General features: G+C 42.8%; 25 protein-coding genes and 1 riboswitch. Of the genes, 4 read left to right on the top strand and 21 right to left on the bottom strand.

The features are described from left to right. Window positions 1-11 precede the first annotated feature (11 nt). The 14 genes from M3204_RS10045 to M3204_RS09980 all read right to left on the bottom strand — a co-directional run bounded on the left by M3204_RS10045 (window position 12) and on the right by M3204_RS09980 (window position 15,369). Window positions 12-899, bottom strand: a complete 888-nt coding sequence (locus M3204_RS10045) for an MBL fold metallo-hydrolase (protein WP_251481095.1) — start codon at window positions 897-899, stop codon at window positions 12-14. A 109-nt stretch (window positions 900-1,008) separates the two neighbouring features. Further along, window positions 1,009-2,007 carry a phosphotriesterase family protein gene (locus M3204_RS10040; protein WP_251481094.1) on the bottom strand — a complete coding sequence of 333 codons (999 nt, stop codon included), beginning with the start codon at window positions 2,005-2,007 and terminating at the stop codon, window positions 1,009-1,011. A 15-nt stretch (window positions 2,008-2,022) separates the two neighbouring features. Further along, window positions 2,023-2,997, bottom strand: a complete 975-nt coding sequence (locus M3204_RS10035; protein WP_251481093.1) for a quinone oxidoreductase family protein — start codon at window positions 2,995-2,997, stop codon at window positions 2,023-2,025. A gap of 11 nt (window positions 2,998-3,008) precedes the next feature. Then, entirely contained in the window at window positions 3,009-3,800 is a 792-nt protein-coding gene (locus tag M3204_RS10030; protein WP_251481092.1) for an enoyl-CoA hydratase/isomerase family protein, read from the bottom strand. A gap of 38 nt (window positions 3,801-3,838) precedes the next feature. Beyond that, complete coding sequence (locus M3204_RS10025; protein ID WP_251481091.1) at window positions 3,839-4,618, bottom strand: SDR family NAD(P)-dependent oxidoreductase; 780 nt, start codon at window positions 4,616-4,618, stop codon at window positions 3,839-3,841. Between the two features lie 43 nt (window positions 4,619-4,661). Beyond that, window positions 4,662-5,063: an acyl-CoA thioesterase gene (locus M3204_RS10020; RefSeq protein ID WP_251481090.1), complete on the bottom strand. Its 402-nt coding sequence runs from the start codon at window positions 5,061-5,063 to the stop codon at window positions 4,662-4,664. Between the two features lie 122 nt (window positions 5,064-5,185). Beyond that, the gene (locus M3204_RS10015) at window positions 5,186-5,749 is read right to left on the bottom strand and encodes a TetR family transcriptional regulator (protein WP_251481089.1); all 564 of its coding nucleotides are present in this window, start codon (window positions 5,747-5,749) and stop codon (window positions 5,186-5,188) included. Window positions 5,750-5,827: 78 nt separating this feature from the next. Then, a complete protein-coding gene (locus tag M3204_RS10010; RefSeq protein ID WP_251481088.1) occupies window positions 5,828-7,441 on the bottom strand; it encodes a long-chain-fatty-acid--CoA ligase in 1,614 nt (537 codons plus the stop codon). A gap of 40 nt (window positions 7,442-7,481) precedes the next feature. Further along, entirely contained in the window at window positions 7,482-8,234 is a 753-nt protein-coding gene (locus M3204_RS10005) for an SDR family NAD(P)-dependent oxidoreductase (RefSeq protein ID WP_251481087.1), read from the bottom strand. 269 nt (window positions 8,235-8,503) lie between these two features. Further along, the gene (locus M3204_RS10000; RefSeq protein ID WP_251481086.1) at window positions 8,504-9,283 is read right to left on the bottom strand and encodes a class I SAM-dependent methyltransferase; all 780 of its coding nucleotides are present in this window, start codon (window positions 9,281-9,283) and stop codon (window positions 8,504-8,506) included. A 27-nt stretch (window positions 9,284-9,310) separates the two neighbouring features. Next, window positions 9,311-9,802, bottom strand: coding sequence for an NUDIX hydrolase (locus M3204_RS09995; RefSeq protein ID WP_251481085.1), 492 nt, complete (start codon window positions 9,800-9,802; stop codon window positions 9,311-9,313). Window positions 9,803-9,954: 152 nt separating this feature from the next. Further along, complete coding sequence (locus tag M3204_RS09990; protein ID WP_251481084.1) at window positions 9,955-11,016, bottom strand: DUF3900 domain-containing protein; 1,062 nt, start codon at window positions 11,014-11,016, stop codon at window positions 9,955-9,957. Between the two features lie 73 nt (window positions 11,017-11,089). After that, the gene (locus tag M3204_RS09985) at window positions 11,090-14,227 is read right to left on the bottom strand and encodes an AAA family ATPase (protein ID WP_251481083.1); all 3,138 of its coding nucleotides are present in this window, start codon (window positions 14,225-14,227) and stop codon (window positions 11,090-11,092) included. After that, window positions 14,224-15,369 (bottom strand): exonuclease SbcCD subunit D, encoded by a 1,146-nt coding sequence (locus M3204_RS09980; RefSeq protein ID WP_251481082.1) that lies wholly within the window; start codon window positions 15,367-15,369, stop codon window positions 14,224-14,226. The genes M3204_RS09985 and M3204_RS09980 overlap by 4 nt, the downstream gene beginning before the upstream one ends. Window positions 15,370-15,652: 283 nt before the next feature. Here M3204_RS09980 and M3204_RS23670 point away from each other — a divergent pair, with 283 nt between their 5' ends. Then, a complete protein-coding gene (locus tag M3204_RS23670) occupies window positions 15,653-16,495 on the top strand; it encodes an STAS domain-containing protein (protein WP_285856792.1) in 843 nt (280 codons plus the stop codon). A gap of 39 nt (window positions 16,496-16,534) precedes the next feature. Then, the gene (locus M3204_RS09970) at window positions 16,535-16,678 is read left to right on the top strand and encodes a hypothetical protein (RefSeq protein ID WP_251481081.1); all 144 of its coding nucleotides are present in this window, start codon (window positions 16,535-16,537) and stop codon (window positions 16,676-16,678) included. 18 nt (window positions 16,679-16,696) lie between these two features. Here the strand turns inward: M3204_RS09970 and M3204_RS09965 are convergent, their stop codons facing one another. Next, complete coding sequence (locus M3204_RS09965; protein ID WP_251481080.1) at window positions 16,697-16,897, bottom strand: cold-shock protein; 201 nt, start codon at window positions 16,895-16,897, stop codon at window positions 16,697-16,699. A gap of 230 nt (window positions 16,898-17,127) precedes the next feature. Continuing rightward, a complete protein-coding gene (locus tag M3204_RS09960) occupies window positions 17,128-18,399 on the bottom strand; it encodes an ATP-binding protein (protein ID WP_251481079.1) in 1,272 nt (423 codons plus the stop codon). Window positions 18,400-18,548: 149 nt separating this feature from the next. Here M3204_RS09960 and M3204_RS09955 point away from each other — a divergent pair, with 149 nt between their 5' ends. Then, window positions 18,549-18,713, top strand: a complete 165-nt coding sequence (locus M3204_RS09955; protein WP_251481078.1) for a hypothetical protein — start codon at window positions 18,549-18,551, stop codon at window positions 18,711-18,713. Window positions 18,714-18,919: 206 nt separating this feature from the next. Here M3204_RS09955 and M3204_RS09950 read toward each other — a convergent pair whose 3' ends face one another. The 5 genes from M3204_RS09950 to M3204_RS09930 all read right to left on the bottom strand — a co-directional run bounded on the left by M3204_RS09950 (window position 18,920) and on the right by M3204_RS09930 (window position 24,231). Then, window positions 18,920-20,101, bottom strand: a complete 1,182-nt coding sequence (locus M3204_RS09950) for a thermonuclease family protein (RefSeq protein WP_251481077.1) — start codon at window positions 20,099-20,101, stop codon at window positions 18,920-18,922. A gap of 98 nt (window positions 20,102-20,199) precedes the next feature. Then, on the bottom strand, window positions 20,200-20,877 hold the full coding sequence (locus tag M3204_RS09945; protein WP_251481076.1) for a hypothetical protein: 678 nt from the start codon (window positions 20,875-20,877) through the stop codon (window positions 20,200-20,202). 315 nt (window positions 20,878-21,192) lie between these two features. Beyond that, window positions 21,193-22,155: an ArsA family ATPase gene (locus M3204_RS09940; protein WP_251481075.1), complete on the bottom strand. Its 963-nt coding sequence runs from the start codon at window positions 22,153-22,155 to the stop codon at window positions 21,193-21,195. Between the two features lie 11 nt (window positions 22,156-22,166). Next, entirely contained in the window at window positions 22,167-22,430 is a 264-nt protein-coding gene (locus M3204_RS09935) for a cory-CC-star protein (RefSeq protein ID WP_251481074.1), read from the bottom strand. 58 nt (window positions 22,431-22,488) lie between these two features. Beyond that, the gene (locus M3204_RS09930) at window positions 22,489-24,231 is read right to left on the bottom strand and encodes a carbon starvation CstA family protein (RefSeq protein ID WP_251481073.1); all 1,743 of its coding nucleotides are present in this window, start codon (window positions 24,229-24,231) and stop codon (window positions 22,489-22,491) included. Window positions 24,232-24,551: 320 nt separating this feature from the next. Between M3204_RS09930 and M3204_RS09925 the strand changes: the two genes are divergently transcribed. Further along, the gene (locus M3204_RS09925; protein ID WP_435367706.1) at window positions 24,552-26,138 is read left to right on the top strand and encodes a M4 family metallopeptidase; all 1,587 of its coding nucleotides are present in this window, start codon (window positions 24,552-24,554) and stop codon (window positions 26,136-26,138) included. Window positions 26,139-26,511: 373 nt separating this feature from the next. Continuing rightward, window positions 26,512-26,623, top strand: a riboswitch (SAM riboswitch). The last annotated feature ends 63 nt before the right edge of the window (window positions 26,624-26,686 follow it).

The raw sequence follows: 26,686 nt of genomic DNA, 5'->3' as shown, positions 1-26,686 counted from the left end.
ATTAGCAACGATCAAATCAGTTTGTAATAAATAATCGAGTTCCGTTCCTCCTTCATCACCTCACTTCGGGATTCCATCAAATCAAGATGGCCCTGTATTTGTGAGAGTCCAAGAAAGACGATTCCATCCTTCAAGTGCGGGTAGATTTCCTGGCAAATCTCGAATACATTTTTGTCACGCTCTTTTAAAACCTGACGGATTTGCTGGCAGCGTGCATCCTGCTGAGCCAATCTTTTATCAATGAGGTCTATGTGCTGTGTGAATGGTTTTCCGTGTCCCGAAAAACATTTACCAAGCTGTCTGCTTCTTGAGGAGATAAGTGATTCCCTGTATTGGATCAAAGGAGCCGGACGATGCTTCTTCCCTGGAACAGGAGGCTCGATAAAGGCGTTGACTGCCAGCTCCGGGATAATATGGTCACCGACGAATGTAATCCCCTGCTGTTCGTCGACCAGAAGGATATCTGTCTGGCTATGGCCGGGAACATGCAGTACATTGTAAGGTTTCCCCCCTATGTAAACCTCATCTCCCTCGCTGACATAATGGACGTCTCGCCATATTTCTTCCTTATACTTTCGCGCATGCTGATGGACGGAAGGATCAGCACCACATTGCCTGATAAAATCATTGAAAAATTGATTGCTTCTATTAAACTCTGATTCTCCTCCTGTAACCACAGGCCTGGAAAGTTCATGTACATATACGGGAAGATCGGTTTCCTGTTGAATCAGGCTGACTCCTCCACAATGGTCCGTATGCATATGGGTCACAATGATATGGTCAAAGTCTCTGAATCTGAGATTGTGGTTTTTTAACAAAGTTTTAAGCTGGTAAAAGGATTTCTCGCCTGGGTTTCCGGTATCTATAAGTGTTGCTGTTTCACCAAGAACTGCATACACGATAACGATCCCTTCAGAAAAAGGCGAATCCAGCGTCAGCGGTATGATTTTTTGGATAGGACATCGCCCCTTTCTATCAGAATCTCAAATCAGCTCAGAAAAATTGTATCTAGGAAACTACCTTTGCAGGTGCGCCGGTGAAGAGACCATTTGCATTCCCGCCGAGCATTTTATCAATTTGCGTCTCTGAAACTCCGTTTTCTCGAAGCTGAGGAAGGATATTGGTGAAAATATGGCCTGGCTGCCAGTTCTCCATAATCTTCGCTGCCTGTTCTGGCATAACCGGAGGACGGCCTAGCCAGACATTCACGGTATCGTGTGCCAGTAAAATTTGATCTTCGTACCCTTCGTTAAGTAAAGCCAGCAGAGTCTGCACACGTTCATGGTCAAACGGAGCTCCCACCATCCCCTGGATGCCGAAACGGTCCATGCCAATCCTGACGCCCTGGTCCAGTACCTGCTTGTGGTATTCAGGGTCGGTATTTCCACACATATGGCCGATTATGATCTTTCCAGGATCTGCTCCATTCTCAATCAGCAGCCTGGCTTGTTCAGGACCCATTGTTCCTTCCTGGGTGTGTGTAAGGATCACTGCGCCTGTCTCCTTCTGTACACGGGCGCCTGCACGGAAAAACATTTTTTCATACTCTGTGATTTCATCTTTGCTGGAAGCGAGCTTGATCACTCCAGGTCTTATTCCGGAACCTGCGATTCCCTCGGTAAGCTCTTTTTTGAACATCTCATAAATTTCTTCTTCGGCTGTGCCCAGTGCCTGCCTGAACTTGAAATATGGAGTTGCTCCTTCGCCTTCGTAATAATAGCCTGTAGCGCAAATAATTTGCAGTCCGGTCGCCTCAGATATCTTTTTAAGAAATTCCGGGTTTCTTCCACATTCATTTGGCGTCGGATCCACCACTGTCTTCACGCCAAAGCTCTGCATATACCTGGCAATGTTGATGGCCTCTTCCAAAGATTTTTCTTCATTAAAAGCTCCCAATGTCACATCCCCCTGGAAACCGGGATATCCAAAGACAAAATGTTCGTGAATCAGCGTCTTGCCCAATTGCTCTGCTTTAATAGGACCAGTTACCGTATTGATCGTTGCCATTCAACACACCCCTTTTTAAGGTTTAAGAATTAGCTTTCCCTTCGTTTGCCGTGATTGCAAAAGCCGGTGGACTTCTGCTGCCTGATCCAGCGAGTAAACACCTCCAATTGTCAGTTTTAATTGACCCTTCGATAAATACCCAAGCATTTCTGCCATACTTGATTGGATCAGAGCTGGTTTTCTCATGATTTGCGGCAGGAAAAATCCTATGACTGACTGGTTCCTGGCCATCAAGGATGAAGGATAAAATCGGCTTTGTTCTCCGCTGGCAACCCCATAGATAACAAGCCGCCCAAAAGTGGCAAGACATTTCAGAGTTTTATTGAATATCTCACCGCCTGCCATTTCCAGGGCGACATCAACACCTTTGCCGCCGGTTGCCTCCAGAACCTTTTCCTCCCATCCTTGCTCAGTATAATTAATAAGAACATCAGCTCCCATATCTGCTGCCAATGCAAGCTTATCATCAGTGCTAGCAGTCGCTATAACTTTGCTTGCGCCTGATAGCTTAGCTAGTTGGACAGCGAGAGTGCCTACTCCCCCGGCCGCTGCATGAACTAGCACTGTTTCACCTTTTTCCAGCCGTCCCATCGTCTTCAGGATGTGATAAGCACTCAAGCCCTGAAGTGGCAGTGCAACTGCCTGATCAAAATCCATTTGCTCCTGCAAAGGAATTATTCCTCGGCTGTCAGCCAGTGCAAACTCAGCGTAACCTCCTGACTCAATCAGTGTTACAACTCGGTCACCTTTTTGGACATTTATTACGGATTCTCCTGTCTCAACCACTACTCCCGCAATTTCTGCCCCAGGGATAAACGGCAGTTTAGTAGGAACCACATACTGTCCTTCTCTTCTTGCAGTGTCAGCATAATTGACTCCGATAGCATGAATTTCTATTAATACCTGATGGCCTTTAGGTTCTGGCCGTTCCATCTCTATTAGTTGAAGAACTTCCGGACCGCCATATTCTTTCAATTGAATTGCTTTCATGATTTTCCTCCTTAGTTGCCTGTAAAGTTTGGTTTTCTTTTTTCTTTGAAGGCCGCAATGCCTTCCTGATGATCTTCTGTGGATACCATCATCGTTTGTGTAATCCGTTCCTGCTCAAGAATTTCTTCAAGGGTCGATGTCATGGAATGGTCGACCAGCTTTTTTATCATCCCAAATGTTCTGGTCGGCCCATTTGCCAGCCGACCGGCAAGCTTCAGTGTTTCTTCATGTAACTTTTCCAAAGGCACTAGATAGTTTATTACTCCGAGCTGATATAAACGCTCTGCCGGAATTGGTTCTGCAGTGAACATGAATTGCTTTGCCAGGTGTGGACCTACAAGCCTTGGGACAAAATAGGAACCACCGCCATCAGAGACAAGGCCTACCTGCGAAAAGCTTAGCGCAAATTTACTGTCATCCGCGGCAACAATCAAGTCGCATGCAAGGGCCAGGTTGAAACCTGCACCTGCAGCAAAACCATGAACTGCTGCAATAATTGGCTTCTCTGTAGCTTTCATCGCGAGGATACATTCATTCAGCCTGCCGATATGGTCATATACGCCTACCGCATTTGCCTGGCCCATCGTTTTTACATCGCCGCCAGCACTGAACGATCGGCCTGAACCAGACAAAACGATTGCCTTTACCTCCGGGTTGTTCTGCGCATCTCTTAATGCGTCCGTCAGTGTGAGGATCATATCTGGACTGAAGGCATTCAGGCTTTCGGGTCTGTTTAAGGTCAGTAAAAGAACTGCTCCATTCTTATTAATTATCAAATGGTCACTCGCCTTAACATTCGTCATAGAGTTCATCCTTTCTCGATTTTAATAGAATAATATGCTTATTTAATCAGCCAGCCGCCATCAACAAGTATGTCGGAGCCTGTCATGTAAGAAGCTTCACGTGAAGCGACAAAAGCAATCACATTGGCAATTTCATCAGGGCGGCCAGCTCGATTAAGGGCAGTGTTTTTTCTGATTGCTTTTACGAATTGTTCATTTCTCATCCCCTCCTCAGTCAGGGGAGTTTCTACGAACCCAGGTGATACTGAATTGACTCTGATCCCGTATGGAGACAACTCTAATGCCAATGCTTTGGTAAAATTAATGACACCAGCTTTGGCTGCACTATAATGGGGGATATGTGCCCCAGCCTGGTGTCCCGATAAACTGGCAACATTAACGATTGAACGGTTTTGCGAAAAATCACCTTCCTTCTCTGCACTGTTTGCCATTAGCTTTCCAAGAGTCTTTGAGACCAGGAAAACGCTTTTTAAATTTGTATTTTGTACAAAGTCCCAGTCACTTGCAGAGGTATCCATGATTTTAGAGTGGACTGACCCGCCAGCATTATTGACAAGGACATGTAATATGCCAAATTGCTCTTCAATGTATTCCGCCAGCTCCCTAACATCTTCCTCATCAGTTACATCAGCTGGGAAGATATCGGCCCTCGGAAGCTTTAGTGATTCATTAATTTCTACTGCTGCTCTCTCAAGCTTGGATTTCGTCCGCCCCACCAGTATTACTTTTGCTCCTTCGCCGGCAAACCGGGCAGCAGTCGCTTTCCCAATTCCACTCCCCGCTCCTGTTACTAGAACCACCGTTTCTTCAAATCTCATTTGGGCACCTCCTAATAGGTATATAAACGGAATATTCAGTTATTTACACGGGCAATAAATAGCTTTTTAGTCCTTCTTTAAGCAATTCGGGCAAAACATCACTCTTTTGATTTTTAAAATCATAATACACAATGATTGCGCTTCCCTTTGCGATCAGCTGCTGTGTTTGCGAGCAAACAATGTCATGCTCAAGCTGGAAGCTTTTTGAACCAATTCTTGATACATACGTTTTTACAGTTAACAGCTGGTCAAAATAACCCTGGCTGACAAAATCACATTTGGTGGAGGCTAAAATGAATTTCCAGTCATTCAACTCCATGTTGTAGCCTAATGCCTCAAAAAAACGAATCCTGGCCTCCTCCAGATAAACAAAGTAACTAGTATTGTTAATATGTCCTAATGCATCCGTCTCTCCAAACCGTGCCTGAACCTGGATTTCCTGCAAGTATCTCTCCTCTTTCTCAGTAATGGTTGGATGTTAAAATAAGCCTTTCCGTACTAACCGGTTGGTATGTAAGCTTCATAGAAAGAGGCTTCCGATTCATAAGCCTCTCTCTACATTATTCTTTAGTTGACTTCGATTCCCTTCAAGATCATCTCGACAAAAATCTCGGCCACTTCCCTATCTGATACCTTCCCTTGAGGATTGAACCACTGATAGCTCCAGTTGGCAGCACCAAGTATGCCAAACGTTACAATCACGGGATTTAGATCCTTCCGGAATTCACCGCTGTCTATTCCTTCATGAATCAGTCTTTCCACATCCATCCTGAATTGATCGCGCTTAGCGACAATTTGTGCCAGTCTGTCTTCACTTAAGTGCCGCATTTCCCTGAAAAATATTTTTGCGGATGACCCTTTGGATTTTATGCTGCTGATCAGCATAAAAACGATATCAAATAGTTTTTGTTTGCTTGTTGACTGTCCTGAAAGAATCCCTTCCTGGCGGCCTAATAACTCATCGATATATCTGAGATGTATATCCATCAGTAATTCTTCTTTGCTGGAAAAGTAATAATAAAATGAACCTTTTGTAACCCCAAGGGAGTCTACAATATCCTGGATGGAAGTCTCACTGAAGCCTTTTTTCTCGAATAGATTTATGCTGTGTGCGGTAATTTTTTCTTTCACTTCGATGTCCTCGCAATCCTACTAGTCTGCACAGAAATTATACCATATTTTACCCCCTGTCCCATTGAGAAGGAATAATTATTTACTATTCACTTCTTCCCTGAGGGCTCTGCGCAAAATCTTGCCAACACTGGTTTTTGGCAGCTGTTCACGGAATTCGATGACATTCGGTACTTTGTATGCGGCCATATTTTCTCGGCAGAATTCCTTGATCAGAGCCTCACCTGCTTCTTTCCCCGCTTTTAATACAATGACTGCTTTGACTGCCTCACCCCGGTACTCATCTGGAATTCCAATGACAACCGCTTCCTGTACAGCTGGGTGTTCATACAATACTTCCTCGATATCACGTGGATAAATATTGTAGCCGCTCGCGATGATCATGTCTTTTTTCCTGTCAACGATATATAGGTATCCTTCTTCATCTACCTTGGCGATATCCCCAGTATAAAGCCATCCATCCCTTAAAGTGTTTGCTGTTTCCTCTGGCATGTTCCAGTAGCCCTTCATAACCTGCGGGCCCTTGATGATTACCTCGCCCAGCTCTCCTGCCGGTACTTCTTCTGAGCCAGTTGCCAGGTCAACAACCTTATATTCTGTTGATGGCATGCCAATGCCCACACTGCCAGGCTTTCTCTCCGCAAAACTTGGATTGCAATGGGTGGTAGGAGATGCTTCCGACAGGCCATAGCCTTCCAGAATCTTTGAACCTGTTTTTCTTTCGAATTCTTTCAGCAGCTCTACTGGCATTGGCGCGCTGCCGCTGTTGCATATTTCAATGCTGCCGATGCCATATTCCTCAGCTTTCGGGTGGTTCGTAATGGCGACATACATTGTCGGGACACCAGGGAACATCGTAGGCTGTTCATTCTTGATTGTATTGAGGACCTCTTCCAAATCAAATCGCGGAAGCAATATTACTTCGGCTCCTGTATAGATTGATAGATTCATACAGGCTGTCATCCCAAATACATGGAACAATGGGATTACCGTCAACGACCGCTCTTTCCCTGGTTTTATATCATGCTTGAAAAATTCATATGATTGCAAAACATTGGCTAGCAGATTACGGTGGGTCAGCATCGCACCCTTTGACCTGCCTGTCGTCCCGCCAGTGTATTGCAGCACAGCGACATCCTCTGCTGGATCAACATCAACCACGGTCGTCCTGCCGCTGCTCTCAGATAAGAACGCTTCAAACTTGGTATCTGGTGCAAAAGCATGCTCAGTAGGCTGGAGGCTGACAACGATAATATTTCTTAGTTTGGTAGAAGCCTGAACACTCTTAACCTTAGCATAGAGCGCATCGAACACGACAATAGTTTCAGCGCCTGAATCATTGAGGATATATTCAAGCTCACGTTCAACAGACATTGGATTAACCTGGGTGACAATTGCTCCTGCGGTCAATATACCAAAATAGGAAATCACATATTGAGGACAGTTCGGGAGCATGATGGCAACCCTGTCACCAGCCTCCACTCCTCTGTTTTGAAGTGCTGAAGCAAAATGTGTCACAGTATGGGATAATTGTTCATAGGTGACCTTCCTGCCATAGAAGGATAAGGCATTGTTGTGAGGAAACTTCTCTGCTGATTCGCGAAGCATTTGCGGCAAAGATTTTTCAGGAATAATGATAGTGGATGCAATGGAGTCAGGATACTTGGAAAGCCAGACATTTTTCTCGCTCATTTAATTTCCCCCATTCAATTGTTAACATAATTGTATATGGCTAAAATGTCAGTCCACCGCCGTCGACTGACAAAGTCGCACCAGTAATAAAGGAAGCTTCATCGGAGGCAAGGAACAGGACCGCATTTGCGACTTCATCAGGTGTTCCTATTCTGCCTAAAGCATTGGCCCTCGAAATAATCGGCCATTTTCGCTCATCATTTTTCCACCCGTCGATAATTTGCGTATCAATAACTCCCGGGGCAATTGCATTCACACGGATATGATCCTTGCCATATTCTAAAGCAGCATTTTTTGTCAATAGGATGACGCCAGCCTTGGATGCGTTATAAGCTGCAAGATATTTTTGACCCTTAATCCCAAGCAAGCTTGAAGTGTTGATGATCGCTCCCCCGCCAGCCTTTCTGAGCTCGGGAACAGCATACTTAATACCCAGGAAAACGCCTTTAAGGTTAATATCAATGATCCGGTCCCATTCCTCTTCCTCGAGATCCACACTCTTCACATTCGGATTTCCTATCCCTGCATTATTAAAGAGAATATCAAGCTTGCCATAGGTTTCAACTGTTACCGAAACCAGTTCGTTGACCTGCTTGGAATCGCTTACATTTGTCTCGATAAAAAGGGCGTTCCCTCCTTTTTGTCCAATTAGCTGAGCTGTTTCTCTCCCGGCATCGACGTTTAAATCTGCGATTACAACCTTGGCTCCTTCACTAGCAAAGCGAAGTGCAGCTGCCCTCCCAATCCCGCTGGCACCGCCAGTAATGATTGCTGTCTTGTTTTCTAACCTCATTTTATTCCCCCTGTAACTTTCTACTAACCGGTCGGTATGTATTTTAACTTTATTATAACGCTTATATTGAAATATTCAACTATTAGTCTAAATATTCTAAATATAACAAGGAAAGCGCATGTGTTTTGGATTGGCCCCACAAGCTACTCGAGCTGCTCAAAGCTAACGCTTCTCGCAAGATATTCGAGGAAGCCACTCAATGTTGAAAACTAACCAAGCGCTGGAGCTGGACAATAAAACGCCCTAACCATATTTAGGGCGTAACAAATTCAGAGCTTAATTTTAACTGCTTTTGTTGCGACAAAACATTTGATAAATTCATCCAATGGTCGTCTTCCGCCAAAGTCGTCTTCATACAATCCTGCAATGACCAGGCCGGCATCAATTTGACCCTGGATCTGGTCTTCTAATGTGTGGCCAAATTCTATTGTATTATCAGAGTTGATAAACTCTTCCTTTTCTTCATCTGACAGATAATCAAGAGACGACCCTGGTACCTTATTTTTAACGACCAGGTTCCCTTTCATGTCCTCCTCATCATCAAAGATAAATAAGAGTGGATTTGTAAAGCCTGATATTAGTGTGCCTTTGTCTTTCAATACTCTTGATGCTTCCTTCCAGACTTGTGAGATGTCTTCTACAAATAAATTCGATACTGGATGTATGATCAAGTCAAATTGGTCATCCTCGAACGCCGAAAGATCTGTCATGCTGCATTGTAATGTAATTAAATTAAGTCCATCTCTTTTGGCGACAAGCTCATCCTGCTCCAATTGTTTCTTGGAAATGTCGACAACGGTAACATCAGCTCCCGCTGCAGCCAGTACAGGCCCCTGCTGACCTCCTCCAGAAGCAAGGCAAAGAATTTTCAATCCTGCCAAAGATTTTGGGAACCAGCTTCTCGGGACCGGTCTACCAGTTGTCACCGTAATTTCCCAATCACCAGCTTTGCTTTTTTCAATGATCTCCTTTGAAACTGCCTTAGTATAAACGGCTTCATTTTCAACCTTCTTGTCCCATGCAAGACTGTTTTGTTTAATAGCATCCATTTCCTTCACCCTAACATTCTTAATCTCTTATTTTTTATTAGCAGCATAGCTTAATATATGATCATACAGCTCGTGCCAATCATGATAATATTCACTTACCTGATCAAGATCGACAAAGATTCTTTCTGAAGATTCATATCCAGCTTCGAAGTCATAGATTTCTATAATGTCCATCCGGTAAAACACCTGATATCCCACTTTCGGATATTTGCTATCCTCATTCCAAAGCGAATTTTCACTGTGGTCCACAATGATCGACCCTAAGAACTTGCATTCGCCTGTGACATAAGCCTCTTCCATGGTTTCCCGCTTAAAGCATTCTTCAGGAGGTTCATCTGCTTCAATATGCCCTCCTGTCATGTCCCAGCCACGGTGATTTAATTTTACCAGCAATAATTTTTCATCAAAAAAACAAAATCCATGGACACTTGTAATTAAATCTCTTGGCGGAAGCTGATCCCCTTGTTTCCATGTCAGCTTTACTCTTGCTTCACCCCAATTTACGTATGTAGTGATCAAAGGTTAACCCCTCACTATGAATCCAGAATCTAGTATTATCCCACTTACCAATTATAACCAGTATTCAGACGTGCTGACAATACAAAAAGAAAGCACCGGCATTGTGCCGATACTTTCAACATTATTTTTAATTGGGACAACTAAAATGCATTTTATCCCTTTTGCCTAATTCGCTCAACAACGGTTGCGACTTCTTCAGGTTTTGCAAACTCTACAGGTGAGAACCCTTTTTCGAAAACGATAGAATCTGCTTCTATCATGACGACGTATTTTCCATTTATTTTCGCGAGATGGATGTTTTTGCCAAAGTCGGCTAGCAGCCCCTTCACAGATACGTGATCCAGCTTCATTTTCAATTCAAGCTCTGGTGTGTGCTCAATTAACTGGGCAGCTGCTTCGATGACCTGTTCCGGTTCAAAGCGTTCCTGCAGCTCTCGTTTTTCGCTGGCTGCCCAGATTTCCATTGCATTTTCAAGCTGCTCTCGTTCTTCACTTTCAGGTTCAAACGCTTCTTCCATATGGCCCCTTACCATCTCGATTACTTGTGTCTTTACAATCTCCGGCATTGACTGGCCATACTCGACATATTTCAAGAAATCTTCAAAATAACGGGCATGTGAAGCCTGGTTGATTTTAAGCTCATTATCTTGGATCATACCTTCTTCAGGCATGTATGGATATTGAATGGATTTCATATTTTTTGTTGTGATTGCCATTTCGACCTGGCGGATCAAAGTAGATTCATCTGAAATGGATGCGACCTTTGGCTCGAAATCACATTTTAAAATGAATACGAAAGAATCGTCGAAATACTTGCGAAGCTTTGCCCTCGCTACGATGAATACACCGCCGCGGACAGCGCTGGTGTCTACATAGGCAATCGCGAATTTTTCACTTTCCTGCTGGAAAACTTCCTTTGATTCCGCAAAGCGGACACGGTGAAAAAGATTATAGTTAGGGTTTGATGTAAGATCATGTCCCTCTTCGACGATGAAGTAACCTAATTTTGTCGGTACTTCCTCTGTTTTTGGATGGCGCTCTACCTTGCGCTTAACGATCTTAGCGAACTCGCCTTCAAGGAAGTCCTTAAGAGAGCTGTTTTCAAATTCTTCCTCGTTCAATGTTTGGAAATGTTTATACCTTTTGTCGGCCTGGTCGCCTTTTCCTTCTACCTGGACAACGTAAAATGATAGATATTGCACTTCAAAATCCATGTTAAAACTCCCTGCTGCTATTTTGGATAATCGTGAAAATACAGCATCGTTTCTGCGATGCTGTATTTTAGCGTTAATTCATTAAGAGAAATTCAGTTTTGCTGCCTGTCTGGGTGGCAATGACTTCAAGCCTTGCATCTATCCGTTCCTTAAGTTCAGGGACATGGGAAATGATGCCGACAAGACGGCCGCTGCTTTGGATATCGATTAATGCTTCAATCGCCTGGTCCAAAGACTCTGGGTCAAGCGTTCCGAAACCTTCATCAATGAACATTGTTTCGAGCGAAACTCCGCCTGCGTAGTTCTGGACAACATCAGCAAGCCCAAGTGCAAGCGAGAGTGCTGCCTTGAAGCTTTCACCGCCTGACAAAGTTTTGACATGGCGCTCCTGACCAGTATAAGCGTCAAGAACAAGCAGCTCTAACCCGCTCTGTACATTCCCTTTTGAGCGATCTGTTTTCCTTAATAGCCGGTAACGTCCGCTTGTCATTTTATTAAGCCTTACATTTGCTTCCGCAAGTATATCATCGAGAAAAGCAGCCAATACAAAGCGCTCAAATGTGATCCGGTATGTGTTCTGCCCTTTGGATATTTCATATAAATGGCCGACGAGCTTGTACCTCTCCTCAAGGACCTTCATCTGTTCATTCAAGGATTCAACCTGCTCTAAAATGGACTGATTGTCACGTTTTTTCAAATTGAGATCCTGGTAAACTTCATCTGCCATTTTAATCTTGTCATTCACAACTGCAAATTCAGATTGAAGTCCTTCCATATCAGGCTTTTTAACATCCTGAAGGATTGCAGATAGCTCAGCGAATCGGTCAGTTACGGACCTAACCTCTTCACGGTAATTCCTGATTTCAGTTTCAATAAGCTGAATATCACGCTCAGGCTTTTTGGCTTGGTGGTAAAGCTGATAATTCTCAAACCCTTGGGAATTCATGTTATTTTTGAACTCTTCCCGTTCGGCTGTCAGCTTGGCATCGGTTTCTTTCAGTCGCTTTTCGGCCTCTTCGCCGCGAGCCTTTTCTGTTCCAAGCTGTTCCTTCGCTTCCTGATAATTTTTTCTCGCCTGTTCCAGCTGCTGATCCAGCTGCTTCTGCCACTGGATAGCCTCCTTTAGCTTTGCTTCAAACACCGGCAAGGAACGCAGCTCTTCAGGTATTTTTTCTGTCATCCGTTCAAGGGTTGTCTTCTTTTCGGTATATTGAATCATCTGGCTTTGATAGTCTTCGTCCAGGGATTTCACCTGCTGCTGGAGCTTTTCTTTTCCCTCTTCAAATCTCTTCATTTCAGTTTTTATCTTTTCAAGTGCTTTAAGTCTTAAAGAATGCTCGTCTTGCATCTTTTGCAGCTTCACTATGTCACTTTCAGTTTGAAGAACAGCATCAGTAAGTCCTTCGATGTTGAAATCTGGACGACCATTTTTAATCTCGTCGACCAATTCAACGACGGTATCCTTTAAAGAATTTAGTGTCGCATCACTTTCAATGAAGTCCTTTTCAGCAAGGCTCTTTTCCTCCTCAAGGGCTGAAGCCTGCTCTCTTCCTGCTTTCAAGTCTTCCTCTGATGGAATAAAACCATCACTTGCAGCTGCAGGATTCGGATGGTGATCCGATCCGCAGACCGGACATGCAACTCCACCCTGTAAAGAGGCTGCCAATACCGCTGCCTGGGAGTGAAGCCATTTTTGTTCTAGCTCCTCAACCGCTGCCTTCGCATCTTTTAAACGCAAAAGAGACTGATTATAGAAGCCTTTTTTAAATTCGAAGCTGGCTCGTGCTTGTTCGGTCTTATTATTTAGTACACCTAACTTTTTTAGCTTATCCAATTCAGCTGTCAGCTTCTCTAGCTTCCGATCATTTTCGAGGAAGGATAACTGAGATTTTTCCGCATGTTCTTTTTCACCCTGCAGTATTTTAAGGCGCTCTTCAGCAGACTTCAGGTCAGCTTCATTCTTCTCCCGGCGCTGCTTTGCACTTTTCAGCGAACGCTTCAATTCCTCTACGCTGGCGGCAATGCTGGCAAATGCCTGTACATCTTCCTTCATGTGTTCAAGCCTGCTAACATTTTCCGCGGCAGTTTTCCGTTCTGGTTCAAGGTTCACCTGTTTTTGGTGTTCTAGTTCACTATGGGAAAGTTTTTCTGTTAATTGTGTTATTTTCTTGGAAATCTGTGATAGTTGGTCTGTCAAATGATCGCAGTCAGCTTTCAGGCGATGGCAAAGCTGTTCCTGGCTTGATAGCAATGCAGCCTTTTTAGCAAGCTCGGCTGCTTTTTCTTTTTCGATAAATATGTCCTTCTGGCCATCGAGCTTTTCTTTGTTGGTGCGAAGGGTATCAAGGGACTGGATTTGCTTTAGGGTCGCTTCTGCTTCGAATAAACGCTGCTGCATTTTATCGCGGTCCTGTTGAAGCTTGTGACGCTCACTGCTCATTTTCTCCAGTCTGGTACCCATTGCTTCAATTTCATTTTTTAAAAGCGGGAGGATCAATACATCATTGACACTGCCAGCTTCGACAAACTCTGTCAGCTCTTCATTTTCAACTGCCTTTATGCTGCGTAACGCTGAGTTCCTTTTTTCCACCTGGTCCTCAACCGATTTTTTCAGCTCGGACGCCTCTTCTTTAAGCTTTTCTTCCACACGTTTATAGATTTCAGTATGGAACAATCTTTGAAGGATGATTTCCTTTTCCTTGCTGTCAGATGTGAGGAGCTTGCGAAATTCACCTTGGGGAATCATCAGGATCTGTCTGAACTGATTGCTGTCGATGATCATGATTTCCTTGATCTTTTCCTCAACTTCCCTCACATTGGATGCGAGCAGCTGCAACTCTCCGTTCTCGTCAACTAAATAAAGCTCAGCCTTTGCTCCGACATTTGTTGTTCCTTCGCCATTCTTCTTTTTCTTTTCCTGCTGTGGCGACCTCGTGATCTGATAGGTCTTTTGTCGAAGAGAAAATTCGAGACTTACCTCCGTCAGTAACTCATCGTCGGCGAACTGGCTGCGGAGATCGGGGCCATTCCGGTCTTCTCCGCTTGCTTTTCCGTAGATTGCATAGCTGATTCCATCAAAAATAGTCGTCTTCCCGGCTCCCGTTTTACCGGAGATTACAAACATCGTCCTATTTTCGAGTTGTCTGAAATCAATGATTTCGGTACCCGCATATGGCCCGAAAGCCTGCATCGTAAGCTTTAGAGGTTTCATTTCATTCCCTCCTCTTTAAGGACTTTATCAATCACGCCTGCCATTAATCCGCGCTTCTGTTCAGTAAAATCACTTGTTGTCATTTCACTGTAAAATTGTTCAAAGAGTTCCAGTTCTGATTTCTTCTCTTCTCTGATGGAAGTGAAATTTTGCTTTTGCTTCTGATCGATTGCTTCGATTTTCCGCTCAAGATGCAAAACATTCGGGAATACATGGCGGAGCTTCCCCATTGGGTCAATCATCGCACCATCGTCAAGCAAGGTAACTTTTAAATAATCATGTGTGTTCTGTTTTTCATAAAAACAAGGATCCAAAAGCTGGTCCAAATGTCCTTCAATTTCACGCATGTCCTGCTTAGGTTTAAGGCTGCGGTAGCGCATTTCAAAGCTTCCGTTCTCATTCATCTCCACAATGGAAATCGATTTCTTCTGTTTAGCCTCTGAAAAAGAATATTTTAATAGTGAACCTGAATATTTAATTTTCTCATGCCGGATCGCATCTGGGCTATGCAAGTGCCCAAGAGCCGTAAAAGCAAAGGGATCGAACAAATCCTGCGTGACACAGCCTGATCCGCCGACAGACAGAGTCCGTTCCGAATCACAAGAATCACCGCCAAGGACGAAAGCATGTCCAACAAGTACATTGGCCTCTTTCGGATTCATATTTTCCTCTATTTTACCGATTACTGCCTTCATCGCATCCTGATGGCTATGAATTGAAGGATCGTCAAGCAAATGGCGGACTTGGCCAGGTTCTGCATAAGGGATAAGGTAAAAATTCACTCCGTTGATATGTACCGGCTTGAATTCAGTTGAGAGCTTTCCTGTAAGATAAAAATGGCTGTGGCGATACCATGAGCTTCCGAACGATAGCCTTTCAGCACTATCATGGTTGCCAGCAATCGCAACGATTGGAGTATTGAGCTGGACATTGATTTTGAAAAGCACTTCATCAAGAAGGTCGACAGCATCTGTTGGAGGGACCGATCTATCATAAAGGTCTCCCGCAATTACAACCGCATCAGGCTGCTCCTCGGCAACCAGATCAACAAACTGATTGAGCACCTCGCGCTGGTCTTCTGTCATATACATGCCATGAACAAGCTTGCCTAAGTGCCAGTCTCCTGTGTGGATAAATTTCATGCTAATCCCCCCTGAATCTGAAAATCTATTTAAATAAAAGTTAAATGAATGATCATTTTTGCAATGCTACTATTATAGCAGACTCGAAAATTTATTGGGCCATCAAATAAAGGAAAGACTAAAGAACGTTTGTTCTAATTCTATCAGAACTGCTTTTTAAAATCTACCTAATTTTTCCTTTATGATTTCTATTTTTTACAGTAAATGAACATTAAAATTTGACTTTTCCCCATTAGTCTTAAAGAATATAGGTAGTGAATACTCTAAAAAGCAGGTAATAATAATGGATAACAAAACTGAAGCTCTCTACCAATTCCTAATCGACAATGCGACCAATTTTACAGAAGATTGGCTGAAACGCCAAAGGGTTATCAAAGGTTCCGACTATTCTGCTGATGCTCCGCCCGAAGTAATGAACAGAGTGAAAGTACAAAATTCGAATTATGTACGACTTGTGGCCAGGTCACTTTACCAGACTGAGGATGAGATGAAAGAAACAATTTCTGCCTGGACGAGCCAGACATCAGCCGACCGAATTAAATCCAATACAAAGTTGACTGAAGTAGCCTGGAATTCCGGAGAATTCCGCCGTGTTTATTGGGAATATATCGAGAAATTCGTTAGACAAACTGAGCTTGAGGTTACACTTGAAGATGTCTTTTCCTGGGAAAAGAAACTAAACTATACTCTTGATTATGTACTTGAGTCCTTTATCATCTATTTTATGGAAATCTTAATGAACCGTCTGTCATCACAGGCTTCGTTGATTAAGGAGCTTAGTGCGCCGGTGATCACGTTGACAAAAGAAGTTGGTCTGTTGCCACTTATCGGTGAAATTGATACGACAAGGGCAAGAGGCTTAATGGAAACTACTTTAACACAAAGCATTGATGCAAAAATTAACACCTTGATTCTCGATCTGTCAGGGGTTGTCATGGTGGACACAATGGTCGCGCACCAAATTTTCAAGTTAATGGATGCCTTGAAGCTCATTGGCGTGCAATCGATCGTTACCGGCATCAGACCAGAGGTAGCGCAAACAGCCGTACAGCTAGGAATCGATTTTTCAGGAATCATCACCGAAGGAAATTTGCAAAACGTTATCAAAAAAATAATCCAACGTTAAAAACCTGCTGAGTGACTCTCCCAGCAGATTTTTTTTTACATGTATGAACATCCTCCTTCACAGCTGGAACAACTGCTTGAGCAGCTGCCGGACACCATTTGCTGCCACCGTGGCCGTCATTCGGTTCTTTTATTCCGCCTTAGCCGTAAATATAAAAAGCCCAGCCAGATGGCTGAGCTATAAGGTCAGTTATTATTATAATTATAGTTTAGTAACGTTTGCGGCTTGTGGTCCACGAGCACCTTCAACAACTTCGAAAGATACTTCCTGGCCTTCTTCTAATGTCTTGAAGCCTTCAGTTTGAATAGCTGAGTAATGAACGAAAACGTCGTTGCCATCTTCAGATTCGATGAATCCGAAACCTTTTTCTGAATTAAACCATTTAACTTTACCGTTTTTCATGTGAAAAAATCCTCCTAAATCGGCCGAACAAGCCATGATTTAAATTTAGCAAATCACAACGTTTAGTTCTTCACACATGACTTATTCAAACGTTTTTAAACATTAGAACAAGCAAATTTATAATGCCTAACACGTGCAATAAGCTACTATAAATATAGCAATATTGGATTATATTGTCAAGAAAAGACACACCATCCTTACTTCATCTATAACCTGAAAAATCCTCCCGCTTATTCGGAAGGATTTCCATTTTTATACCGGTCGTTAGTGATATTAAAACGAATGTGGAAGGTTGTGCCCTTGCCTGGCTGGCTCTTGATTTCTACTTTGCCTTTCATGGCTCGGATGATACTAAAGGTTACCATCATTCCAAGTCCAGTTCCTTGCTGCCCTTTTGTTGTATAGTAAGGCTCACCGAGACGGGCCATTTGTTCTTCAGTCATGCCGATGCCTGTATCCCGAACCAGTATATGGACTACATGCCCTGTATTGAAGGTTTGGACGGTGAGCTCGCCTCCATCTGGCATGGCTTCCAATCCATTTTTGATCAGATTGATGAACCCCTGCTGAAATTTTGAGCGGTCCCCTGAAATTTTAAGGCCCGGTGAATACTTCCTTTTTATCTTAACGCCGTTTAAATTGGCTAAAGGGTTCAAGACGTTCAAAACTTGATTCATTTCTTTTTCAACGTCGATATCTTCTACTTTTTCCAATGCCGGCCTGGCAAACGTCAAGTAATCATTGATGACCTCTTCAGCCCGCTCAAGTTCCTGGACAGCTATTTGGATAAATTCCTGTTTCTTTTCCTCAGGATAGGATTGCTCACCAAGCAATTGAAGGAATCCTTTTACGGTAGTCAATGGATTCCGCACCTCATGGGAAATAGCGGCGCTCAAATGACTCACTGCTTCAATTTTATCTGCCTTGGCAAGCTTTTGGCGTATCAAAAGTGACTGTCGAATGGTTTCTATTGAGTAACTGATTAATCCCGAAGTTAATGCAGGAATAATTAAAAAACTGATCCAGGCCTCTGGGTGATTGATTGGCTCATTAACGAAACCAATAAGCTCTATCAAGACAAATGATGTCATCAATGTCAACAAAATCGATACGCCTACTCTTTGGTTCAATGAAAGCCTTGAAAACCAAGAATGAATCCATATCAATAGAAACGCAAGGATGATATATAATCCTGCAGAAGTCCAGAATCCATCATTTATCCCCATGAACCCCCGCATGAGGATTGTCACACCAGCCAATAGGAAGCTGTGCCCTGTATAAAGGCTTCCAAGGATCATTGGCACATGGCGAAGATCAAAGCGGATACCTTCCTGTGCTTCTATAGAAAAAATAAAACATGTCAAAATCGATAGGATAAAATAGGATTTTTGCAGCATGGTCCGGCTTTTTTCCTTCGTTTGCCTTTCGATGATCAGCTGGGTAAAAAACAGCAGAACAAGAAGAAGCGAGAGATTCATTAATAAATGTTTAGTAATTTCCACTGCAACACCACCATATGTATTCAATAAGATACTAATATAATCCATTTCACATCGCAATTATAATGGTCGCTACAGTGAAACATAGCTATCCAGGCCTGTTTTTTTCTATATATTGGAATAAAACGATAATATGCGGGAGGTGTGATCAATTGTTGTGGATGATTATTGTTTTGCTTTTTCTTATTCTGATCGATGTTGTCAGGCTGCATAAGAAAATTGATAAGCTGACTAATCAACTAGACCCTGTTGTGCCACCAACAGAAAAGGAAATTGAAGAAATGCTTGATTCAGAGACTACAAGCTTTGAAAAATAATTGGCTTCCATACGTACTCTTTTTGTTTGCATTCATGATTATTTTCTCCCTGAATCCGGTACAAAATCACTCGTTGTTTGACATCGTGAGCGGACCGAAGAGACTCGAGGGGATAGGCGCTGGAGCTGGACATTTCTTGGAGTGGAATTTCATACTTTCTCTCTTAATAAAGGATGGCATAGGCCATCCTTTATTACCTTCTCTGTCTATCTTCTGCGTTTTTTACCTTTAAAAAGATACAAAAACTCTATTATGACTAAAATCAGCGGTATAATGCATAATGCAGCGTACAAAATGCCCAGCAAAACATTCAGCCACCATTTTTTGCTCCACAAACGGTGAGCAATCAATGGCCGTCTTCCAAGCGCATTTGTTATTGGCAGAATTAAATATAAAAGAATCGTGAAAATGATGCCGCGGAAGAACCCGCAGCTTACAAATTCTTCATAATTGGATGTATCCGCCTTTTGTTCTCTCATTTCCTTATTTTCTTCATTTAGCTCTTCTTCGTTATCCTTATCGCTTTGCTGGTCATTATTTTCCTCACCTTGTTTATCCTCTTTATTATCTGATTCCTCTTTAGAAGATTTATTTTCTTCTACAGGGGCCTGTTTTTTGTCCACAGTCTTTGAGGCAGCATACATCCCTTTATAGTTTTCTTTGGCATAATCCATGGCTGCCCAAATCCGGTTTTCATATTTATAGTTTCCATAATCGTAGAAATCCTCAACAAAACCAGCCTTCGTAATTTCCTCCTGATGAAGCTTGTCTCCTGCCCACACCCAGGCCAGAAGGCGATTATATTTATCAAACAAGCTCGTTCCGTCCGTTTCAAGGGATATCTTTCCCTGTTTTAAAAACGAACACGTATATTGGGCCGCCTCTGCACCAAATGCTTCCTTCGTCGTTGTACTTTCAGGAGTATCAATATATATAAAGCGAGTTTTATAGTTTTTTCCATTAATAGTAAAAACAGCAGTATCGCCGTCGGTGCACTCTACTAGTTTCGCTTCATATGTTTTGCCTAGCTGCAATATATCATTCGCTTGAGAAATCTTTGGTGCAGCAGATGGCGTCGACTCTTTTTCCGTGGCTGAACGGCTTTCTGCCGGGAAGATGTACCCTTCAAGTTCTACTTTGCTCTCGCTAAGTCCGCTAGCACAGTTCGCATTGCTATTATATTGTTTAATTAATCTAATCAGGTCCGGCATATTTGTTGCGCTCTTTGCCAGTGAGGTCGGCTCATGCAGGAAATAGACGCAGTCTGAGCCGCGAAAATGCCCTCCCAAATCATCGCGGCTGCCATTATGTGCTGAAGCAAGTTGAGGTAATAATGACATCGCCATTAAAATGGCAATTACGTAACTAATTTGTTTTATGTATTGCATAGCTGCTCCTCCTTTTTACCCTCCCAACTATACCAAACTATGTACCTTATTAGAATGCGATAAACGAATAGAAAGCAGCCCGCTTAGGCTGCCAACTGTTAGGTTAACTTCTTTTCAATCCGTTCTTGGGTGATTTCAATTTTTCCCGGTAAAACAAATAGGTATTGAATCATGTCCTCTAATAAGTCCATTATTAATTCAGCCATTTCATCGTCCAGTTCAGTCTCAAGCTCCAGCATGTGATGAAGTGAACCATCCGGTGCCATTAATGGACTTAATGAAGTGATAGGTTTTACTAAATTAATATGCTCTGGCAGGCTTTTAAACTGCTGTTCAAGAGTCAGCCCTTTACTTTTTTCCGATAAGAAATGCTTAAGGATATTCTCGATGACACGTTTCGCCAACACAGCAGTTGCCGCATTCTCCTTCGTATGATGGACGTTGACAGCCGATTTATAGGCCCTTACCAATTCTTCCGGTATTTTCGGCAGCTGCTCAATTTGATTCAGCGGATGTGTGGCTGTGTCTGGATCATATATGTAGACATCAGGATGAATGTCCTTTTCTTTCGTTATGATAATAAATGGTGCGCTGAATTTACATGACGGACAGATACTTTCGGTCATCAATCCATGCTTGCTGCTTTGGTAGGTAGATTTCAGAACAAATTCAACCTTATTCCTGCAGCCAGGACACACGCACTTAACGCTTTTCGGAACTTTAATATGGCCAAACTGGCTATATGATGTAATAGAACCTGGATATATTCTTCTCATTTCTATCCCCCATTTTGCTGCAGCAGTTGTCAGCCAGCTATAATCAAAAAATAAGGCTCTTCTCGTAAAGCTTTTTTCTTTCTAGTACAAAAGGAAAAAATCGTCTACAGCATTTTAACAAGTCTTGTGGCATTGTGGGTTAAGGAGCAACAAGAAAATAGCCTCGAAGCCGTCTGAATGCGGCAGAGAGGTTCTGTAAGAAAAACGACAATCAATGCAGAAACAGCCAATTAACTATATTCTAGTTTCCGTTATCTTTCAAAAATTATCCATCTTCTTATTTATCCGTAAATAAGCTAAAAGAAACGTATCTTTCTAATAATTACCCATGTGTAATTTTTCAATTTGTTCCCTACAAATAAGGGAAACTTGTTCAAGAGCCTTTAAAGATGATATATCCTGTTCAAGCAGCGGCAGAAAGACTTGCCTCAGGTTTCTGAATTTATTCTTAATCTCGTTCAGATTTATACCTTCATTCGCTTTTCTTTGTGCCATGAAGTTGCCATCTGCTTCATCCGGAATGACTTTATTGACGACAATAGTGTTTACATGGATGCTATGCTTGTGCAGCGTTTCAATCGCCTTTGCGGTTTCTAGGATTGGCAGCCGCTCAGCATTGAGAACGAATATATACTCAGTTTGAGCATGATCAAGCAAGATTTCACGAACCTTCTTGAAGCGATTTTTCCGTTCATTCAGCTTTTCATATAACGGGTCCTCAACAACCTCCCCGTCATTCATCCACTGTGCATAATTCTCATTAACCTTTTTTCGACGTTCAAGCAGCCCGTCCATCCATACACCCATCAATTCCGGCAGGGTTAACAGCCTGATAGTATGACCTGTAGGAGCTGTATCAAAAACAATTGCATCATAATTCCTGATTTCCTCTAGAATCAAAGAAGTAATCCGGTCAAACAAAGCTGCTTCTTCAGCTCCGGGAGAGGATGCTGCCATGTCGATCTGGCGATTTACCTCTTCGATCATCGTTGCTTTTACAAGCCCCTTCAGATTCCCTTTCACCCCGTTAATATAATTTCTCGATTCCCGTTCAGAATCTATCTCAAGGACGTCAAGATTTTGGGCTGCTTTAACAATTTTGCCGCCACCGAAATCCGCATGAAACAAATCACCAGTATTATGAGCTGGATCAGTCGACACTAGCAAAACTTTCTTTCCAGATTTCGAGAGCAATAGAGCCATTGCAGCAGAGGTAGTACTTTTGCCAACTCCGCCTTTTCCTCCGATAAAATATATCTTCTTGTCCAATAATGTCATTTCTGCACCTCCTAACAGCAGCGTATTCCATCAAGCGGCGATTTTTCGATGCCTGCACGAAGATGCCACTCGTGGAATCGTTCAATGATCACTGGATAAAGCTCCAGCGTATAATAGAAAGCTGGATTCGGCAGCCCGAGCATTTCCGAAAAACACAACAGCATAAACAGATCTTCCTCGTCCCTCAGTTCTCTGGCCAGCTCGGACCTGTGAGGTTGTTTGAGGATTTCATCATAAACTGCGATTGCGCGTTTAAATTGTTCAAAAAAGCCCATAATGCATTCTCCTTAGTAAAAATGAGAATAGAGACCGGTTGCCCGGCCTCTAACTTTGTTACATTTCCCTGCTTAATGGAGGCGTGTTTTTCCTGCTGAATGCGGTAATAGCTTCAAGGATGATCCAGAATACGAAGATGAGGATCAAGCCTCCGATAACGAAGAGCAGCAGATTCAATTCTCCAGCACCGTACCCCGACCATTGGAATACTACCTGTTGAATCATTGCCCAAAGGGTCATGAAGAACACAAACACCATCGGGATGAAGGTCACTAGATAATTCCTGCCCTGACGCTTGAGCCATATTGAGATCAGCAACAGACTCACCCCAGCTAAAAGCTGATTGCTGGTTCCGAATAACGGCCATAGTAAATATCCGCCAGATCCAAAACCGTTAGGACCTTTTGGCAAAAGAACCAGTGCAGCACTGGATACGACAGCAACCGTTGTGGCAACGTGCGTTTTCGTCAAAGCCGGGACATTGTATTCGCTTCCAATTTCAGCAATGATATAACGCATCAACCTTACTGAAGTATCTAATGTCGTTGCTGCAAAGCTGACAACAATAACCGAAACAATCGTTCTGGCTATATCTGCTGGAATCCAAATTCCTGTTGCAAGCTGTGCCGCACCATTGATAAAGTTTCCAAGGCCGCCTGCACTCGCCGCAGCGAAGCTTCCATACGCAGCAGTAAAATCAGCCTTCGTAGCAAACACCGTTACAACAGCAATGATCGCAATAAGGGCAAGAATACCTTCTCCAACAGCGCCTAGGTATCCAACAAACCTTGCATCTGTTTCTTTTTCAAGCTGTTTTGAGGAAGTCCCGGATGATACAAGTCCATGGAAACCTGAGATCGCCCCGCAGGCAATCGTGATGAACAGAAGCGGAAACCAAGATACATCTGTTGCAGCTGCATTCATTGCGGGTGCAGTGACCTTTGGCTGCAGGAAAATTAGCCCTAAATATAAGATTGCCAATCCTACAACTAATTGATGTGAATTGATGTAATCGCGTGGCTGCAAAAGCTTCCAAACAGGAAGTGTAGATGCAATGTAGCAGTATGCCATAAGGATAATGATCCAGATAAAGAATGCCATTGAAACACCGTTGAGCCCAAATAAAACAGTATTCTCCGCCCCGCCAAAATACTTAACAAGATCGATTTGCAGAGCAGGTATACGGCTGGAAAGCACTGCAGTACCATACATAACTGCCAGAGCAATCAATGAAGGAACGAGCATTCCTTTCTTCCGTTTATAGACGGCATATCCAATCCAAACTGCAAGCGGAATCTGGATGAAAACAGAAAGCACGCTCGCCGGGAATTTTACGAACAGGTTTGCGATGACCCATGCAAAAACGGCGTTAACCATTAACACAAGAATTAAAATAATGAATAAGAACATCATTTTGGCACGCTTGCCGATCAGCTTGTTTGTAATCGTACCTACGGACTGACCTTTATTGCGGACTGACAGGACTAGTGTCCCAAAGTCGTGTACCCCTGCAGCGAATACAGTCCCTAAAATTACCCATAGAAAAGCGGGAAGCCATCCCCAATAAACGGCTATTGCCGGTCCGACAATCGGTGCTGCCCCCGCAACAGATGTAAAATGATGCCCCCATAAAATCGTTTTTTTCGTCGGGACAAAATCCACTCCATCCGAATACTGATTCGCTGGTGTTACATAATTTGGGTCGAGACGGTAAATCTTCTCTGCTACCCACTTTGAGTAGAAGCGGTAGCCAGTGGCAAAAACAATCATTCCAATTACGGCTAACCAAAGAGAATTCATTTCCTTATTACCTCCTTTTTTGTGAGCTGGTGTTACAACTTAATAATAAAAATATATTAACTGATTAGTCAATTAATTCTGACTACATTTTCTTTTTAAAATTCCTCTCTTCTCAAAAATAGTTTTTCTAGTAATTAACAAGTCAAAAAGTTTCCCAACTAATAAATTCGACAATATTAGACTTCTTTGTTGCAATCTTCAGAATATTAAAGTATAAATATGATAATCTACTAATATTTATTAGCTAGAATTAATCATTTTTAGGAGGAGTTCATTTGAAAAAGAAAGTCGTATCTTTAGGATTAACTGCGAGTCTAGCAATCAGCGGATTGGTAGCTGCATCAGGTTTTGCTGCACCATCAACAGATTCAAAAGCTAAAAATTTCACAAAAAGCCATGGCACCCAAGAATTTGTTGCCGGCAAACTGACAAACCCATCCGCAAAGGCGGCAAAGGATGTTGTCCTTGATTATCTTAAAGCCTCAAAAGGAAAATACAATTTAGGTGCAAATGATTCTTTCGTTGTTAATTCCCAGGAAGCAGATGAGCTAGGCGGTGACGTTGTCCGCTTACAGCAAGTATATAATGGTGTCCCTGTTTGGGGTTCTACCCAGGTTGCGAAAGTTGATGAAGCAGGCGTTCTTCAAGTGTTCAGCGGAACTGTCAGCAAAGAGCTTAACAGCAAGCTTGTAAAAGCAGCAAACAAGAAATCTCAAAAAGATGCAGTTGCGTTAGCTGAAGCTGATTTAGGTCTAAAACCAGTATACGAGCAAACTCCTTCTGCAGAGTTAGTCGTATACCCAACTGCAGACAAAGCTGTATATGCATACCATGTCACTTTGAACTTCTTAAGCCCTGAACCAGGCAATTATCAATATTTCATCAATGCAGAAACAGGGGAAATCATCAATAAATACAATGCAATCGACACAGCAGGTAAAACAAACCCATCTTTAGCTGGTACAAATACAGTTGGATCTGGTGTTGGTGTACTTGGTGATACAAAAACGCTGAATACCCTTCTTTCAAGCGGAGCTTATTATTTACAAGATAATACACGAGGAAATGGCGTTTTCACATATGACGCCCAGAACCGCCAAAGAACGCCTGGTACTCTTTGGAAAGATGCAGATAATGTTTTGAATGCAGCTTATGATGGTGCTGCCGTTGATGCGCATTATTATGCAGGTCTTACTTACGATTATTATAAAGGTGTCTTCAACCGCAACTCTTATGACAATAAGGGTGCAGCATTGAAGTCTACTGTCCATTATGGCAGAAGCTATAATAATGCATTCTGGAACGGACAGCAAATGGTTTACGGCGATGGTGATGGCACAACATTCATCCCTCTTTCTGGTGCACTTGATGTTGTTGCGCATGAACTGACACATGCAGTGACTGACTTCAGTTCAGACCTTGTTTACCAATATGAATCAGGTGCTTTAAACGAAGCGATCTCTGATATCTTTGGTACACTAGCTGAGTTCCATGACAACAACAATCCTGATTTTGAAATCGGCGAAGACATCTACACGCCAAAAACAGCCGGTGATGCCCTTCGTTCGATGAGCGACCCTGCAAAGTACGGAGATCCAGACCATTACTCTAAGCGCTATACAGGAACTTCTGATAATGGCGGAGTTCACACGAACAGTGGAATCATCAACAAAGCCGCTTATCTTCTAAGTCAAGGCGGAACACATTATGGCGTATCAGTTCCAGGAGTCGGAACTGACAAGATGGGTGCGATCTTCTATCGTGCAAATACAGTGTACTTCACTTCTTCAACAAACTTCAGCCAGGCAAGAGCTGGTCTTGTACAAGCGGCAACTGATCTTTATGGAGCTTCTTCAGCTGAAGTAAATGCTGTTAACAAAGCTTTTGATGCAGTTGGCGTAAATTAATAGAGAATAAGATTAATAGGCTGACTCGAAAAGAATGATTCGAGTCAGCCTTTATTTTTTTATTTATGGCTCTGTTAAACACGGCCGTTGATTTTCGTTCCAGGCGCTTCGCTTTCCGCGGGGCTGGCGCTGAGCCTCCTCGTCGCTTCGCTCCTGCGGGGTCTCACCTGACCAGCTGCGCCCGCAGGAGTCTACGCGCCGTCCACTACAATCAATAGGGTTTAAAATCAACATACAGCTTTAACAGAGCCTATTTTATAAACTGATGAAGAACTTAACATTTTCGGCGGTTTAGAACTTTACCGCTTTAAAAAACTATTGACAATCACCTTTTTAAGTCGTAATATTTAGAGAAATTTAATAATTTAATCATTTCTTATCCAGAGAAGCAGAGGGTCCTGGCCCTATGAAGCTTCAGCAACCATCAACTCATAGTTGAAAAGGTGCTAATTCCAGCAAGTTTTTTTAAACTTGGCAGATGAGGAGAATGGCTCGCATGTTAAAAGTCTTCTTCTTAAGAAGGCTTTTTTTGTTTTTTTAAACTCTGT

This window comes from Mesobacillus subterraneus, from assembly GCF_023715485.1.
Lineage (GTDB): Bacteria > Bacillota > Bacilli > Bacillales > Cytobacillaceae > Mesobacillus > Mesobacillus subterraneus_B.
Note: the sequence above shows the minus strand (reverse complement) of the source record. Positions and strands in the feature narration are given on the sequence as shown.

Excerpts from the sequence above, each read along its gene's own strand:
- M3204_RS23670 (WP_285856792.1), top strand. The coding sequence starts at position 15,653 with ATGGATAACAAAACTGAAGCTCTCTACCAATTCCTAATCGACAATGCG.
- M3204_RS09965 (WP_251481080.1), bottom strand. The coding sequence starts at position 16,897 with ATGAAAAACGGTAAAGTTAAATGGTTTAATTCAGAAAAAGGTTTCGGA.
- M3204_RS09930 (WP_251481073.1), bottom strand. The coding sequence starts at position 24,231 with ATGAATTCTCTTTGGTTAGCCGTAATTGGAATGATTGTTTTTGCCACT.
- M3204_RS09935 (WP_251481074.1), bottom strand. The coding sequence starts at position 22,430 with ATGGGCTTTTTTGAACAATTTAAACGCGCAATCGCAGTTTATGATGAA.
- M3204_RS09945 (WP_251481076.1), bottom strand. The coding sequence starts at position 20,877 with ATGAGAAGAATATATCCAGGTTCTATTACATCATATAGCCAGTTTGGC.
- M3204_RS10040 (WP_251481094.1), bottom strand. The coding sequence starts at position 2,007 with ATGGCAACGATCAATACGGTAACTGGTCCTATTAAAGCAGAGCAATTG.
- M3204_RS09990 (WP_251481084.1), bottom strand. The coding sequence starts at position 11,016 with ATGGATTTTGAAGTGCAATATCTATCATTTTACGTTGTCCAGGTAGAA.
- M3204_RS09970 (WP_251481081.1), top strand. The coding sequence starts at position 16,535 with ATGTATGAACATCCTCCTTCACAGCTGGAACAACTGCTTGAGCAGCTG.
- M3204_RS10005 (WP_251481087.1), bottom strand. The coding sequence starts at position 8,234 with ATGAGGTTAGAAAACAAGACAGCAATCATTACTGGCGGTGCCAGCGGG.
- M3204_RS10000 (WP_251481086.1), bottom strand. The coding sequence starts at position 9,283 with ATGGATGCTATTAAACAAAACAGTCTTGCATGGGACAAGAAGGTTGAA.
- M3204_RS09950 (WP_251481077.1), bottom strand. The coding sequence starts at position 20,101 with ATGCAATACATAAAACAAATTAGTTACGTAATTGCCATTTTAATGGCG.
- M3204_RS09980 (WP_251481082.1), bottom strand. The coding sequence starts at position 15,369 with ATGAAATTTATCCACACAGGAGACTGGCACTTAGGCAAGCTTGTTCAT.
- M3204_RS09940 (WP_251481075.1), bottom strand. The coding sequence starts at position 22,155 with ATGACATTATTGGACAAGAAGATATATTTTATCGGAGGAAAAGGCGGA.
- M3204_RS09985 (WP_251481083.1), bottom strand. The coding sequence starts at position 14,227 with ATGAAACCTCTAAAGCTTACGATGCAGGCTTTCGGGCCATATGCGGGT.
- M3204_RS10010 (WP_251481088.1), bottom strand. The coding sequence starts at position 7,441 with ATGAGCGAGAAAAATGTCTGGCTTTCCAAGTATCCTGACTCCATTGCA.
- M3204_RS10035 (WP_251481093.1), bottom strand. The coding sequence starts at position 2,997 with ATGAAAGCAATTCAATTGAAAGAATATGGCGGTCCGGAAGTTCTTCAA.
- M3204_RS10025 (WP_251481091.1), bottom strand. The coding sequence starts at position 4,618 with ATGAGATTTGAAGAAACGGTGGTTCTAGTAACAGGAGCGGGGAGTGGA.
- M3204_RS10030 (WP_251481092.1), bottom strand. The coding sequence starts at position 3,800 with ATGACGAATGTTAAGGCGAGTGACCATTTGATAATTAATAAGAATGGA.